The following is a 13,603-nucleotide window of genomic DNA, read 5'->3' as shown; positions in this document are numbered from 1 at the left end:
CCGTTCGAGCGCAACACCCGTTTGTGCACTGATGATGCGGCCGCGGAGACGCTGGCCATCGCGGCGAGAGGACCCACATCTGGATCCACAGCATCTCCGAGTGAGCTGCATCTTCGGCTGCACTCCGGCGGCGGGCGGCGCGTGCCGACCCACGTCGTACCGGCCGACGACGAGGAACCCTCGCCATCTGCGGCCCTGGAGGAGGAATATCGAGACCAACGGCAGGAGGTGCCGCGGGGCCGAACGGCACCGGGGGCACCTTCCCGCCACGTCCGCGATCACGGTTGACACTGGAGGAGACCCATGACCGGTCGGATCGTCGTTGGCATCGACGGCTCGCAACACAGCGGGAACGCGCTCGAGTGGGCGGTGGCTCGTGCCCGCCTCGGCGGAGAGCAGCTGGAGCTCATCAGCGCCTACAGCGTGGCTCCCGCCCTCGACTTCTACAGCTACCACGCTCTCGCCGACTCCCAGCCGATCGACTGGTACGCCGAGCACTCCCAGCAGGTGCTGGAGGCCGCGGTGACGCGGGTGCGCGAGCTGGCTCCCGAGCTGGCCTGCACTCTCACCCCCGCGCGGGGGCACGCCGCGAACCTTCTGGCGACCGCCTCGGAGGGCGCGGACGTCGTGGTGGTCGGGCGCCGTGGCCTGGGCCGTGCCGCAAGCGCCCTGCTGGGCTCGGTGAGCAACCGGCTGACGGTCGAGGCGAAGTGCCCGGTGGTCGTCGTGGGCGACGGGGAGCTCCCGACGAGGGGGCCGATCGTCGTGGGTGTCGACGGATCGGAGTTCGGCACCAGCGCGCTCCGCTACGCACTCGGCGAGGCGGCGCTGCGCAGGACCACGGTGAGAGCCGTCGCGGCGTACGACTTCCTGTCCCAGGTCTACCGGATCGACGCGGAGCTCACCGAGCGGATCCGCAAGGAGGCGGAGGCGCAGGCCGCCGAGACGATCACGCGCGCAGCCGAGGAGGCGCGGTGGGCCGATCCCGCGTCCGTCGGCGTGGCCGAGGTCGTCGTGGAGGGCCCGCCCGCCGAGGCGATCCTGGCCCATGCCGGCGACGCGCAGCTGGTCGTGGTCGGCACGCACGGCAAGGGGATCGTCCGCCGAGTCCTCATGGGCTCGGTCAGCCGGCAGGTCCTCCACGATGCCGACCGCCCGGTCGCCGTCGTCGATCACCGTGGCGACTAGTGGCCATCACCGGAAGCTCTTCTAGCGTCGGGTAAGGCGGCGGCCGTAGTGCCGGCCGCCGCCCCGCGTCACGCCGCTCGCTCGGCGGCGTCGGAGGCGATGATGTAGCCGAACACCAGTCCCTGGCCGATGGTGGCGCCGGCGCCGGGGTAGACGGCGCCGAACACGTTGGCGGCGGTGTTGCCCTGGGCGTAGAGGCCCTCGATCGGCTCGCCGGCCTCGGTGAGCACCCGGCCGCGGCCGTCGGCGACCAGGCCGCCGCAGGTGCCGAGGTCGGAGAGCACGACCTTGACGGCGTAGTAGGTGCGGCCGTCGAGGGGACGCAGGTTGGGGTTGGGTACGACAGTGGGGTCGCCGTAGTAGCGGTCGTACGCCGAGTTGCCCCGGCCGAAGTCCTCGTCGGTGCCGGCGCCGGCGTTCGCGTTGAAGCGGGCGACGGTCGTCTCGAACGCGGACTCCGGGACGCCCATCGCGCGGGCGAGCTCGGCGGGGGTGGCGGCCTGGTGGGCGATGCCCGCCTCGTACCACTCCTTCGGGAGTGGCATCCGCGGGAAGGAGTCGCCCGCGAAGACGTAGCTGTTGCGGTAGGTCTGGTCGAAGACCAGCCACATCTCGCCGATCGGGTCGCCGTCGCGCTCGCGCCGGAGCACGGTCTGGCCGAAGGTCATGTAGTCGGTGGACTCGTTGATGAAGCGCTCGCCGTGGGAGTCGATCATGAAGGAGCCGGGCAGGGACCGCTCGGCCAGCAGGATCGAGGGCATCGCGCCGGCGGCGACCGGGTGCACGGCCGGGAACCACCACGACTGCTCCATGTTGTCGATCGCCGCGCCACTCTCCTGGGCGATCCGGATCACCTCGCCGGTGTTGCCGACGGCGCCGAGGCTCAGGTCCTCCACCAGCGAGGGCGACTGGTACTGCTGCCGCATCGCCATGTCGTGGTCGAAGCCGCCGGCGGCCAGCACCACGCCGAGGCGTGCGGTCACGGTGACCTCGCGGCCTCGCTGGGTGAGTACGGCGCCGGTCACCCGGCCGTCCTCGACGACGAGGCGGGTCAGTGCGGTCTCGGTCCAGATCGGTACGCCGGCCTCGATGAGCCCGGCGTACATGCCACCGGCGATCGCCTGGCCACCGGCGACGTGCTCGCGACCGATGACCTTGCCGCCCGCGCCCTGCAGCACACGCCTGATCGCCTTCGGGAGACCCTTGCCGGGCTTCTTCGCCATCAGGTTGAGCCACTTGTAGTCGGCGCCGGTGATCGGCATCGGCAGCGGCGCCTCCATGGTGGCCGGCTGGAAGCGGCTGCGCTCCTTGCCCAGCCTGCCCAGGTTGAACGCCCGCGACTCCACGGAGCGGCCGGCGGCGCTGCCGCCCGGCTTCTCGGGGTGGTAGTCGGAGTAGCCCTTGGCCCAGAACAGCTTCAGCGGCGTGGTGCGCTCGAGCATCCGGACGGTCTCGGCGCCGTTGTCGATGAAGGGCTGCCAGCGCTCGCGCGGGCTGGAGCCGGCGACCACGGCCTCGACGTACTCGGCGCCGCGCTCCTCGGAGTCGATCGCGCCGTCGCGCTCCAGCACCGGGTTGGCGGGAATCCAGAAGGCTCCGCCGGAGCGGGCCGTCGAGCCGCCGACGTGGACGGTCTTCTCGGCGATGGCGACCTTCAGGCCGCGCTCGTGGGCGGCCAGCGCGGTCGCCATGCCGGTGCCGGATCCGATCACCAGCAGGTCGACGGTGGTGTCCTCGACTCGGCGGGGATCGGAGGGCTGCTGCGCACTCATGACACGGGTCCTTTCTCGACGGGCGACGTAGTGCTCGGTTCAATGCTAGCCGTTCGGCTAGTATTCCCTGACCGCTAGGCTAGGCGGATGGTCACCACCAAGCCCGCCGCTCCCGGTCGCGCGCCGGGTCGCGACGGAGTGCTCACGGCCGCGCTCGAGCTCTTCGCCGAACGCGGCATCGGCGCGACGTCGCTGCAGATGATCGCCGACCGGCTCGGGGTCACGAAGGCCGCCGTGTACCACCACTTCCGGACCAAGGCCGACATCGTGATCACGGCGCTACGGCCGGGCCTGGACCAGCTCGCCGCGGCGGTGCGGCTGGCCGAGAGCCACGCCGACCAGCGGGCCCGGGCCGGCACGGTCGTCGCCGGCATGGCGGAGTGCCTGGTCACCAACCGCCTCGGCTACCAGGTGATGATGGCGGACCCGACCGCGACGCGGCTGCTGGAGTCGGACCCCGAGCTCGCGGAGCTCTTCGACCGGGTACGCCGTGCGCTGGGCGGCGCGGACCCCGACATGGCCACCCGGCTGGCGGTCGCCTGCTTCCTCGGCGCCTGTCTGGGGCCGGCGATCGACCCGGGTGGTGCCGACTTCGCCGATGCCGAGGTGCGTGCGGCCGTGCTGGACGCGGGGGAGCGGTTGGTCCTCGCTCGCCTGTGAGGTGCAGGCCTGGCGGCGGCGGCCGCGCGGAACTACTATGCGTCGCATGGTAGTGGACGAGGTGGTGGCGCAGCGCGACGGACACCTGGTGCGCGGCGTGCTCGAGATGTGCGTGCTCGCGACGCTTGCGGCCGCACCCACGCACGCGTACGACGTGGTCGACCGGCTGCGCTCGCACGGGTTCGGGTCGATCGGCTACGGCACCGTCTATCCGCTGGTGACGCGGCTGCGGAAGCAGGGCCTGGTCGTGCAGGAGTCCGAGCCCAGTCCGGCCGGCCCACCGCGCAAGGTGCTCCGGGTGACGACCGCGGGCGAGGCGGCGCTCCGCGACTGGCGCGACCGCTGGGCGGCGACCTCGGCCGCGGCCGAGCGAGTGCTCGCCGAGCTGGACGGCACCCCATGAGCCGCGCGGCGAGCGGGTCGGCGGGCTGGCACCCGCGGCTGACCGCCTGGGTCGACCGGGTCGAGGGCCGGTGGCGTGCTCTGGGCGTGGCAGAGGCGGAGCGGGTCCGGTGGCGGCGCGACCTCGTCGTCGATCTCGCTCAGGCCCGCCTCGACGGCGCAGCGCTCGGCGAGGTCCTGGCGGTTGACCCGGTGCGGTTCGCCGACGACGTGGCGACCGCGCAGGCGCCGTACGACATGGAGGTCGCCCGGCGCCCCGCGCCCCCACGCCAGGTCTCGCCGCAGCGGGCCTTCGTGATGCTCGCCTTCGCGGGCGCCCTGGTCGGCGGCCTCCTCTCGCTGCTCACCGTCTACCCGGTCGGTCTGACGCTCATGGACGCCTTCGCCGACAGCTATGCGCAGGAGGGTCTCATCGCGCTCACCCTGCACGTACTGGCTGGGCTGTTGGCCGCGACCGGAGGTGCCGTGTTCGTCGGCTTCGGCCACCGCGACAGCGGCAGCTCCCGGCGCCTGGCCCTCACTGCGGGAGGCGGTCTGCTGGCGGCCGGTGCGCTCGCGGTCGGCCCGGCCGTGGCGATCGCCCGCGCGAGCGGCTACAGCACGCAGGCCTCGACCATGACGCTCGAGGTCCTGGTGGTCGTCGCGATCTGCGCGGCGGTGATGCACGCCGTCGCAAGACTGGCCGCTCGTTGAGCGGATCGATCACTCGGCGGGCAGTCCTGGATCGGGTTGACGGAGCGGCCCAGGTCGCCGCCCGTCGGAATGGCGTCCGCATGGCGGGGTGGGTCGTCGGCCCAGTCTCTCGCGGTCACCGGTGCGGCCAGGTCTCGGCGACGTGACATCTCGGAGGTCAGGAGCGCCGGTCGGCCTGCGGGTGTGCCCACCAGGCGGTGAGGGCGACGAGGGCCGTCAGAAGCGAGGCCAACGCCAGGGGAAGCGCGAGCTCCTGGCGCAGGAGCAGCGCGCCCGTGAGTGCCCCGGCCACGATGGTGACGATCGCCCCACCGCGACGGTTGAGCAGAGCCGTCCGATCGGCTCGGAGCAGGTCCTCACTGGCCAGACTGGTGAGGGTCGAGGTGACGACGACCGTGGTCATGTCCTTGACCGCGACCTTGCGCGCCACGCCGGCCTGTGCGCCCATGACGGCCGCGGTGATCGCGGCGCCGAGGAGCTGCATCTCCTGGGTGTGCGGCGGGACGAACAATGCCGTCAGGGTGACGAGCAGTAGCGCGCCGCTGCACGTCGCCAGCATCCAGATGGTGCGTCCGGACCAGCCGGGTGGTTGGCGGCGCAGCATCACTCCCGTGAGCATCGCACCGAACGCGAAGGTGCAGACCGCGATCGTAGGGCCGAGCACCGGAAGGTCTGGCGCTCCGCCCAGGGCCATGCCGAGGATCACCAGGTTGCCCGTCATGTTGCCGGTGAAGACCTTGTCGAAGGAGAGGAAGCCGACCGCATCGACGAGACCGGTCACGAACGTGAGCGTGATCATCAGACTCACGTCGAGGTGCCGATGCTCGAGGACCTGTCGGCGCAGCTGACGCCTGAAGCCCGTGGTGTGCTCTCGGCGGCCGGACTGGTCCAAGGTGTCACTGCCGGGCACGGGCGGCTCCGTCCCGGCGGGGGCGGCACGTAGGCCACGCGGCGGTGTCGGTCTCGGCCCACGTGCAGTCGACATGGCAGGTGACGCGCACCTCGGGTCCGTCGCGGCGGTGCTCGACCACCGTGGCTTCGAACAAGGCCCGTGCGGGGTGGGGCAGGAACGGCACTTGGTTGGGGGACAGCAGCCAGGGTTCTGCCGGGGCTCGACCGCGGGAGCCTTCGTCGCATGCTGCCGGCAGTCTGTTGACGCCGAGGGCGGTCCCCACGCTCAGCACGGAGCCGCCATAGGAACCACCGGACAGGACGAGGACGAAGGACGTCTCGTCGCCGGTCGACACCAGGTCGCGGGCCTGGATCGGAATATCCCCCCAGTTGTCATGGGCCGTCAGCGCCAGCCGGCCGCTGCGGTACCAGTCCGGCAGCAGACGGATCGATGCCGAGGGGGAGTCCGACGGCTTCTCGGCCTGAGTTCGTCGAGGTTCCAATGCCATGCGCTGCGTCTCCTTCGTGCGTGCGCGGGACGGCACTCCGGGGAAGACCCGGAAGCTTCACGCCGGGTCTGCTGTCGCGGGTATCTGTGCGGCCCAGGTGGTGAGAGCTGCCGCGATCAGCTCGAGCCCGGCGTGAGACGGAACGCTCACGCGCACCGTGCCGGGAACTCCCAGAGAGGCGCCTGGTCGCACTGCTACACCGCTGAGGCGCAGGTGCTCGATCAGCCTGTCGGCCGCCGGCACCTCAGCCAGGACGAAGTTCGACTGCGAAGGAACGACCGAGAAGCCGTGGGCCGCCAGGAGCTCGCTGAGGGCCGTGCGATTCGCACAGACGTAGTCGCGCATCTCGGTGAAGTGCGTTCGATCACGCAACGACGCGACGGCCGCGGCCTGGGCGAGCGTGCCGACCGAGAATGGCGGCCTGATGGTGCGGAGCGTGCGAATGATCTCCGGGGACGCCAGCAGATACCCGATCCGGAGGCCCGCCATACCGTGCGCCTTGGAGAAGGTGCGGAGCACCGCCACCCGTCCCGACCCGGTCAGGCTGATCGCGGTGGTCCCCTCGGGGTCGTCGCAGAAGTCGATGTAGGCCTCGTCGACCACGATCAGCTTCGCTCGCGACGACTCGATGAAGCGGACGAGGGACTCGCGGGAGTGCAATGTGCCGGTGGGGTTGTGCGGATTGACGACGAACGCGATGTCCGCCTCGATCCGTGCCATGGCTGCCAGGTCGTGGTGCCAGTCCCGCAGCGGAACCTGGGTGATGCGAGCGTTCACGATCGTGCCGATCACGGTGTTCATCCGGTACGCCGGATCCGCGCAGACCACGCTCCCGCCGCCCGCGAGGTAGGCCCAACCCAAGAGGTAGATGAGCTCGTCGGAGCCGTTGCCGATCAAGATCTGGTCCGGACTGACCCCGTGGAGTCGGGCCAGCTCCTGACGCACCTCGTCGGCCAAGGGGTCCGGGTATCGCTGGATCGTTCGAGCGGCCCCTTGAATGGCCTCCAGCAGGGCGCGGCTGACCGGGAGGGGCGACTCGTTCGAGGCCATCGATCCCTCGAGGAGCGGGGCCGTCTGGCCTGGAACGTAGGGCTCCAGTGCGTCGAGCCACGGCCTGGGACGCAGCGTCATCAGCGCCGACCGCTCAGCAGCACGGTCGCCTGACGGGCTGCGGTCATGACCGCTTCGGCAACCTCCGCGGAGTCCACGTCGCTGCCCATCAGGAAGCTAGCGCCGATAGCGCCGATGGGCTCGTCGGTACCCCGGAACACGGGGGCGGCCACGCAGTGCACGCCGGCCGCAGCGATCCCGGTGTCCTTGGCGTAGCCGCGCGCGCGCACCTTCTCCAGCTCGGCCATCAGCTCGTCGAGCAGTGCGGGGTCCGCCGCCGTCGTATCACCGACGTGTGTGACCACCCGCGACTCCGGAAGCCACGCGAGGCACGCCTTGCCCACGGCGGTGAGGCGAGCGGGCAGCCTGGCCCCGATCGAGCTGGCCAGCCGGATGCCTCGGCCCGGAGGGTCCTGCTTGCACAGGTAGACGGCGTCGTCCCCATCCAGGATCGCGTAGTGCGACGTGAGTCCCAGGCTCTGGGTCAGGGTCTCGAGCTGCGGCGTCACCGCGGCCACGGCGTCGATGCTGCGTCGGTAGGCGGCGCCGACCTCGAAGGCACGGAGGCCGACGGAATAGAGGCTGTGGTCGTTCATCGCCACGAAGTCGTGGTTGAGCATCGAGCGCAGGATGCCGTGCGCGGTGCTCTTGGGCAGGTCCAGCACGGTCGCGATCTCGGCGCAGGACTTCGGCTCGTCGACCTCGGCCAGGAGCCACAGGATCTCCATGGCCCGATCCACTGATCTGCTCAACATTCACCTGCTCGTATTTGCGGACACTGTTCGTATATCCGGAGATTAGCTTTCACGCTCAGCTCCTGTCAACCGTTCCCGTCGGGCAACTGCGGTCATACGAACCTATTTACAGCGACCGGGATCACATGCAACAGTGCGGCATTCGCATTTACAACTCGCATTCGCATATACGAACACGAGGTTCCTTCATGACAAGTACGTCAGGCTTCACTGGCTCCTTCCTCCGTCGCCCGGCGAGGCGGGTCGCTCTGACCGCAGCGGCCCTGTTGCTGGCCTCGGTCGTGGGGGCGTGCGGCAGCGGCGATGGCAGCGCGGGGGACGACTCGACCCTCACGGTCGGATTCCGCTACGGGTTCGCGAGCTTCGACCCGCTGGCCAACCCTGCGTTCACCGCCGACTTCCTGCTTCCGGTCTACGACACGCTGATCGTGCGCAAGGGCCAGGACGAGTTCGAGCCCGGGCTGGCCACCGGATGGGACTACGACCCGGCGGCTCTCACCATGACGCTGACCCTGCGCACCGGGGTGGAGTTCTCCGACGGCACCCCGTTCGACGCCGAGGCCGTGAAGGCGAACTTCGAGCGCGGCATGGCCGAGAAAGCCGGCCCGTGGACCTCGGTGTTCGCCACCTTCGACAGGGTCGAGGTCGCGGACGACTCGCAGGTCGTCGTCCACCTGAAGGAACCCCTTCCGTCGATCGTCTCGGACCTGGCCTTCATCCCCGGGATGATGGTGAGCCCCGAGGCGTTGCAGGACACCGATGCGCTCAAGAACGAGCCGGTCGGCAGCGGGCCGTGGGTGCTCGACAGCGACAAGGTCCGCCCCGGCGACACCTACCCGTTCGTCAGGAACGACGGTTACTGGGATCCCGATGCCGAGGTCGTCGACACCTACGTGATGAAGGTGATCGCGGATCGGACCGCCGCCGGCAACGCGCTGCGCGCCAAGCAGGTCGACCTGATCGGATCCGATGGCTTGCAGGCCGTGCAGTTGGAGAAGGAGGGCTTCCCGATCGGCAGCACCGGAAGCATGGTCTACGTAGTCGACATCGCCGACCGGGCGGGCGAGGTAGTGCCGGCACTCGGTGACGTGCGGGTGCGCCGGGCGATCGGCCTCGCGCTGGATCGCCAGGCCCTCCTGGACGCCGTCTTCGGCGGCTACGGCTCCCCGTCCTCGACCATCTTCCCCGAGGGCTCCATCGGATACAGCGCCGAGGTCGACGAGGGCGTCACCTATGACCTCGAGCTGGCCAAGTCCCTGATGCGCGAAGCCGGATACGAGAAGGGCTTCACCGTCAAGATCTTCGTGATGTCCACGAACGAGAACATCGCCGCGGCCGTGGCGGGCTCGTTGGCCGAGATCGGGATCGAGCTCGAGATCACCCCGGTCCCCGACGCGGGGACCTTCGCAGCCACCGTTGCTGACAAGCAGTCGCCCATCCTGATCGTGGCATCGGGGCTTCGATCGCCGTGGGAGATCCACACGGCGTTCGGCGGCGCGACTGGCCGGTACAACCCGTTCGGTATCACGGCGGACGGCGTCGATGCTGCCGCCGAGGAGGTCATGGCACTGGCCGATCCCACAGGTGCCGAGGCTGCGGCAGGCTACGGCGACCTCATGGAGGAGCTGATCCTGACCAACGCCTTCATCCAGCCCATCTTCACGGTGTACACCCCGGTGGCCATGCAGGACGGGGTCGATCCTGAGCTCGAGACCCAGGCGCAGACGCTGCCCGACCCCCGCACCACAACCAAGGGCTAGCGGCGATGGTGTACCTCGCTCGCCTGGTCATCGGGAGGCTGGGCTCCAGCCTGGCCGTCCTGTTGATCGCAGCGACCGCGACCTTCTTCGGTACGGCGTTCATCGACCGGCGTCCGGAGTCCTACCTGCTCGGTCCGACCGCCTCGCCCGAGTCCGTCCAGCTGCTGCACGAGAAGCTCGGGCTCGACGACCCGCTGCTGGTGCAGTACCTGCGGTGGTTGGCGGGTGCGGTCCAGGGCGACCTCGGCACCTCGTGGGCGAGCTCGCAGGCGGTGCTCGACCTGGTGCTGTCGAGGCTCCCGGCGACGCTCTCGATCGTGATCGGATCCATGGCGCTGGCGATTCTCGTGGGCGTCGGGTTCGGGGTGCTCGCCGCGCTGCACCAGAGTCGGGCGACCGACCGGCTGATCTCGACCGGATTCACCGTCGGGCACTCCGTCCCCGAGTTCTGGCTCGGCATCCTCCTGGTCACGGCCTTCGCCCTGCACTGGTCGCTGCTCCCGGCGACGGGATACGTCCCGTTCGGGGAGTCCCCCACAGAGTGGGCGCGTTCCCTCGTGCTGCCCTGTGTCGCGTTGGCGCTGCCGGTTGCCGCAACTCTGGGACGTCACTCGCGCAGCGCGGTCGTCGCCCAGCTCGGGCAGGACTACGTCCGCTGGAGTGTCTCGACGGGGCTGGGGCGCAGAACGATCATGTGGGGTGCAGTCCTGAAGAACGCGCTCACCACGGTGGTGGCGATCGTCGCGCTGCAGATGCTCGCCATGCTCAGCCTCTCGATCGTGGTCGAACGCGTCTTCGCGATCCAGGGCATGGGCGGCTTGGTGCTCTCAGCGGCGCTGAGTCAGGACATCCCCGTCCTGATGGCCGGAGTGATCGTGTATGGCGCCATCGTCGTGGTCACCAACCTCGTGGCCGACGTGCTCCAGGCGACGCTCAACCCGAGGCTGGGAGCCGCTTCGTGAAGGGCCAGGCAGGCCGTCCGGCCGCGTCGCCCCGCGGCAGGCGACGACGTACTCGCCGGCAGATCAGGATCGGTGCCGCGCTGCTCGTCCTCATCTACGTCGTCGGGCTGGTAGCGACGTTCACGATCTCCTCCGAGTCGGCCACCGAGCAGTCCCTGACGGAGCGGCTGGCCCCACCTGGTCGCGACCACCTGTTGGGCACCGACCAGTACGGGCGGGACCTGCTGGCGCGGACGCTGCTGGCGATCTCGGTGGACTTCCACGCGGTCCTCCTCGCCGTGGTCGTGGCTGTCGTGATCGGCGTCCCGCTGGGGGTGCTGATCGGCATGGGCGGCCCGTGGTTCGACCGCGTCACCATGAGGGTCGTCGACGCGTTCTTGTCGATCCCGACCTTGGTCGTCGTGATGGTGGCGGTGGCCTCGCTCGGCCAGGGCCTGGTCAACACGGCGTTGGGTGTCGGGTTCAGCTTCTCGCTGATCTATGCGCGGATCGCTCGAACCGAGACGCTGAACATCAAGAACGAGCCCTTCGTGATGTCGGCGCGGCAGTCCGGGGTGGGGCGAGCACGCCTCGTCGGTCGGCACATCATGCCGACGCTGGCCCGTCCCCTGATCGTGGAGACGGCCGTCATCCTTCGGGCCGGCTTCATGCTCCAGGCCACGCTCAGCTACTTCGGCCTCAGCGTGCAACCGCCCCACCCCAGCCTGGGCAACCTCCTGCGTGACGCGCAGGAGGCGGCGGTCGAAGCGCCGTGGCAGGTGCTGCCCGCCGGGCTGGTCCTGGTGGCGATCATCCTGCTGCTGAACCTGACGTCGGACGGGATCTCGGACCTCCTGGCGGTCTCCGGGACACCCCGCCGGCTACTGGACGGCGCGCGAGGACGCCTGAGTCGCCTGCCCGAGGTCAGTTCCGGGTCGAGGTCCTTGGTGATCGAGTCGGTCACGATCCAGGTGGACGAGGGAGCGGTGGTCCGTGACGTGTCGATCCACCTGGAGCGGGGCGAGGTCGTCGCCCTCGTCGGAGAGTCGGGCTCCGGGAAGACGATGACGGCCATGTCTGCGGCGGGCCTCCTGCCGCCGGGGGCGGAGATCGTCGCCGGCCAGGTCCAGGTGAACGGCCACGACCTCGTCGGTGCCAGCCCGGGACTGATGCGCTCACTGCGATCTGCCGACGTGGGGGTCATCTTCCAGAACCCGATCTCAGCCATGAACCCGACCTGGCGGGTCGAGAAGCATCTCACCTTCCCGAGCGTGGTCCTGCGCGGGCTGACGCGGGAGCAGGCGCGACAGCGTGCGGTCGACCTGCTCGGAGAGGTGGGCATCGCCGACCCGGAGGGGTGCCTGCGGAAGTACCCGCATGAGCTGTCCGGCGGGATCGCGCAGCGCGTGATGATCGCGGCCGCCCTGGCCGGTGAGCCCTCGGTGATCATCGCCGATGAGCCCACCAGCGCGCTCGACAGCACCGTGCAGGTCCGAGTGCTCGACCTGCTGCTGGGGCTGCGGGCGACGCGGCACTTCTCGTTGCTGCTGATCACGCACTCCATGGGAGTCGTGGCGCACGCCGCCGATCGCGTCTACGTGATGTACAGCGGTGAGATCGTGGAGTCCGGCGCTGTCTCCGAGGTCCTCGGCCACCCCGAGCACCCGTACACCCAGGCCCTCCTCGCCGCCGTGCCGCAGAACAGGATGCGTGAGCGGGAGCTCAAGGGACTGAGTGGCTCGGTACCTCGGCCCACCCGCGAGCTGCCGGGCTGTCGGTTCGCCGAGCGCTGTCCGCACGTGGCGGCCGCGTGTACGGCGGGGAGGGTGCCCTTCGTCGAACGGCACGGACACGCTTCGCGGTGCCTCAGGGCCCAGCTGGAGAGCGATGTGTTCGCTGTCGAGGGGCGACGGGGGGACCTGCCATGAGGACGCCGAACCTGGTCGAGATCGAGAACGTCGGCGTGCGGTACCGATCCGCCGACCTGCGCCTCGGCCGGGCCCGCAACGACGTATGGGCGGTCCGAGGAGTCTCGTTGTCCATCGGTCACGCCGAGACGCTCGGCCTGGTCGGCGAGTCCGGGTCGGGCAAGAGCACGATCGGCCAGTGCGTGCTCGGCAACGTCCGGCCCACCGAGGGAACCATCCGCGTCGCCGGATTCGACGTGGGCGCGTTCGGCACCCGGGTGCCGCTCGACTACCGGTGGGTGGCCCAGGTCGTCTGGCAGGACCCGTACCGCTCGCTGACTCCGGGCATGAGCATCGGGACCCAGATCGGTGAGCCGCTCGCGCGACGACGCAAGCGCTCGCGCGCGGAGGTGGCGACGGAGGTGGCCCGACTCCTGGAGGTGGTCGGCCTCGAGGCAGAGATGGCCAAGGAGAGGCCGAGCCGGTTCTCGGGAGGTCAGCGCCAGCGCATCGCCGTGGCCCGCGCGCTTGCGGCCGAGCCCCGGCTGATCGTTCTCGACGAGCCCGTGAGTGCACTCGACGTCATCTCCCAGGCCCAGCTGATCGAGATGCTCGAGAAGGTCCAGCGCGAGCTGGGGGTGAGCTATCTCCTCATCTCGCACGACCTCGCGGTCGTGCGGCACATGGCGCACCGAACGGCCGTGATGTGCCGCGGACAGCTCGTGGAGTCGGGTACATCGAACGCAGTCGCCGAGATGCCGACCCACCCCTACACCCGAGAGCTGCAGGACTCGGTGCTCGACCTGTCGAGCACCGAGCGTGAGGCCAGGTCCAGCGGCCGCGCCGTACCCGTGGCGCGGCAGCAGGCGCACACCTTGTGCCCCTACCTCGAGAGGTGTCCCCGGGCGATCGGCGCCTGCGAACGCGATCTCCCGCGTCTGGTGCAGAACCCGGAGACCAGGCACCTCACCGCCTGTCATCACCCCCTCACCTCTCCATCGGCCTGACACCGCCG

General features: G+C 70.1%; 13 protein-coding genes. 8 read left to right on the top strand and 5 right to left on the bottom strand.

Annotated features, from left to right (window positions below; translation table 11 throughout):
• The first annotated feature begins 303 nt into the window (after positions 1–303).
• On the top strand, positions 304–1,188 hold the full coding sequence (locus tag KM427_RS18915; RefSeq protein WP_215524928.1) for a universal stress protein: 885 nt from the start codon (positions 304–306) through the stop codon (positions 1,186–1,188).
• Between the two features lie 68 nt (positions 1,189–1,256).
• Here the strand turns inward: KM427_RS18915 and KM427_RS18910 are convergent, their stop codons facing one another.
• Positions 1,257–2,960: a 3-ketosteroid-delta-1-dehydrogenase gene (locus KM427_RS18910; protein ID WP_215524927.1), complete on the bottom strand. Its 1,704-nt coding sequence runs from the start codon at positions 2,958–2,960 to the stop codon at positions 1,257–1,259.
• An 87-nt stretch (positions 2,961–3,047) separates the two neighbouring features.
• Here KM427_RS18910 and KM427_RS18905 point away from each other — a divergent pair, with 87 nt between their 5' ends.
• The 3 genes from KM427_RS18905 to KM427_RS18895 are packed head-to-tail and all read left to right on the top strand — an operon-like array spanning position 3,048 to position 4,715.
• Positions 3,048–3,620: a TetR/AcrR family transcriptional regulator gene (locus tag KM427_RS18905; RefSeq protein ID WP_183593279.1), complete on the top strand. Its 573-nt coding sequence runs from the start codon at positions 3,048–3,050 to the stop codon at positions 3,618–3,620.
• A gap of 46 nt (positions 3,621–3,666) precedes the next feature.
• The gene (locus KM427_RS18900; protein WP_215524926.1) at positions 3,667–4,023 is read left to right on the top strand and encodes a PadR family transcriptional regulator; all 357 of its coding nucleotides are present in this window, start codon (positions 3,667–3,669) and stop codon (positions 4,021–4,023) included.
• Positions 4,020–4,715, top strand: a complete 696-nt coding sequence (locus KM427_RS18895) for a hypothetical protein (protein ID WP_215524925.1) — start codon at positions 4,020–4,022, stop codon at positions 4,713–4,715. The genes KM427_RS18900 and KM427_RS18895 overlap by 4 nt, the downstream gene beginning before the upstream one ends.
• 157 nt (positions 4,716–4,872) lie before the next feature.
• Here the strand turns inward: KM427_RS18895 and KM427_RS18890 are convergent, their stop codons facing one another.
• The 4 genes from KM427_RS18890 to KM427_RS18875 are packed head-to-tail and all read right to left on the bottom strand — an operon-like array spanning position 4,873 to position 7,953.
• Positions 4,873–5,625 carry a YoaK family protein gene (locus tag KM427_RS18890; RefSeq protein ID WP_215524924.1) on the bottom strand — a complete coding sequence of 251 codons (753 nt, stop codon included), beginning with the start codon at positions 5,623–5,625 and terminating at the stop codon, positions 4,873–4,875.
• Positions 5,612–6,115 (bottom strand): hypothetical protein, encoded by a 504-nt coding sequence (locus KM427_RS18885; RefSeq protein ID WP_215524923.1) that lies wholly within the window; start codon positions 6,113–6,115, stop codon positions 5,612–5,614. Before KM427_RS18885 ends, KM427_RS18890 begins: the two co-directional genes overlap by 14 nt.
• 57 nt (positions 6,116–6,172) lie before the next feature.
• Positions 6,173–7,246, bottom strand: coding sequence for a histidinol-phosphate transaminase (hisC, locus tag KM427_RS18880; RefSeq protein WP_215524922.1), 1,074 nt, complete (start codon positions 7,244–7,246; stop codon positions 6,173–6,175).
• Complete coding sequence (locus KM427_RS18875) at positions 7,246–7,953, bottom strand: IclR family transcriptional regulator (RefSeq protein ID WP_183593285.1); 708 nt, start codon at positions 7,951–7,953, stop codon at positions 7,246–7,248. Before KM427_RS18875 ends, hisC begins: the two co-directional genes overlap by 1 nt.
• Before the next feature lie 293 nt (positions 7,954–8,246).
• On the opposite strand from KM427_RS18875, the gene KM427_RS18870 reads away from it, so the two are divergent.
• From KM427_RS18870 to KM427_RS18855, 4 genes are read left to right on the top strand one after another with little or no spacing between them, the layout of a single operon-like run.
• Complete coding sequence (locus tag KM427_RS18870) at positions 8,247–9,740, top strand: ABC transporter substrate-binding protein (protein ID WP_215524921.1); 1,494 nt, start codon at positions 8,247–8,249, stop codon at positions 9,738–9,740.
• A gap of 5 nt (positions 9,741–9,745) precedes the next feature.
• Entirely contained in the window at positions 9,746–10,702 is a 957-nt protein-coding gene (locus KM427_RS18865; RefSeq protein ID WP_215524920.1) for an ABC transporter permease, read from the top strand.
• Positions 10,699–12,609, top strand: coding sequence for a dipeptide/oligopeptide/nickel ABC transporter permease/ATP-binding protein (locus KM427_RS18860; protein WP_215524919.1), 1,911 nt, complete (start codon positions 10,699–10,701; stop codon positions 12,607–12,609). The genes KM427_RS18865 and KM427_RS18860 overlap by 4 nt, the downstream gene beginning before the upstream one ends.
• Positions 12,606–13,595: an oligopeptide/dipeptide ABC transporter ATP-binding protein gene (locus tag KM427_RS18855; RefSeq protein WP_183593289.1), complete on the top strand. Its 990-nt coding sequence runs from the start codon at positions 12,606–12,608 to the stop codon at positions 13,593–13,595. The genes KM427_RS18860 and KM427_RS18855 overlap by 4 nt, the downstream gene beginning before the upstream one ends.
• Positions 13,596–13,603: the final 8 nt, after the last annotated feature.

Origin of the sequence: Nocardioides sp. LMS-CY, assembly GCF_018732145.1 — a bacterium.
GTDB classification, from domain to species: Bacteria; Actinomycetota; Actinomycetes; order Propionibacteriales; family Nocardioidaceae; genus Nocardioides; species Nocardioides soli.
Note: the sequence above shows the minus strand (reverse complement) of the source record. Positions and strands in the feature narration are given on the sequence as shown.